This is a genomic window from Streptomyces turgidiscabies Car8 (genome assembly GCF_000331005.1).
Lineage (GTDB): Bacteria > Actinomycetota > Actinomycetes > Streptomycetales > Streptomycetaceae > Streptomyces > Streptomyces turgidiscabies.
Genome location: NZ_AEJB01000256.1, coordinates 1 through 814 on the forward strand (window position 1 = coordinate 1; position 814 = coordinate 814).

General features: G+C 71.1%; 1 protein-coding gene. It reads left to right on the forward strand.

Annotated features, from left to right (window positions below; genetic code table 11):
- On the forward strand, nucleotides 1–814 hold an 814-nt coding region (locus STRTUCAR8_RS16650), incomplete at both ends, for a fructose PTS transporter subunit IIB (protein WP_044472323.1).

Consider the following 814-nt stretch of genomic DNA (forward strand, 5'->3'; position numbering starts at 1 on the left):
GGCGGCCTCCGCCGAAGCCGCCGCGGGCACGAGTACGAGTGTGAGTGCGAGTACCGGTGCGGGTACGGACGAGGGCACCGGCGGGGGCAGGCGGCCGTTCCGTATCGTCGCCGTCACCTCCTGCCCCACCGGTATCGCACACACGTACATGGCGGCCGAGTCGCTGGAGAACGCCGGCCGGGAGGCGGGCGTCGAACTCGTCGTCGAGACGCAGGGCTCGGCCGGGTTCACCCGGCTCGACCCGGCGGCCATCGCCGACGCGGACGGCGTGATCTTCGCCCACGACGTACCCGTACGGGAGAAGGAACGCTTCGCCGGGAAGCCGACCGTCGACGTCGGCGTCAAGGCCGGCATCAACAAGCCCGCCCAGCTCATCGCCGACGTACGCGGCAAGGCCGAGCGCGGCGAGGTCACCGCGAGCGCCCAGGGCGGCGGTACGCCTGTCGAGCGGGCCGGCGACTCCGGTGACAGCTACGGCACCAAGCTGCGCAAGTGGTTGATGACCGGCGTGAGTTACATGGTCCCGTTCGTCGCCGCGGGCGGTCTGCTGCTCGCCCTCGGCTTCGCGATCGGCGGCTGGGAGATCAACAAGGCGCCCTCGGTCATGGAGCACTTCTCCTGGACCCAGGTCGACAGCTGGGGCGCACTGCTGTTCCAGATCGGCGGGGTGGCCTTCGGCTTCCTCATCCCGGTCCTCGCCGGCTACATCGCCTACGGCATGGCGGACCGGCCCGGACTCGTCCCCGGCTTCGTCGGCGGCATGATCGCCTCGAACATCGCGGCCGGCTTCCTCGGCGGTCTGGTCGCCGGTCTG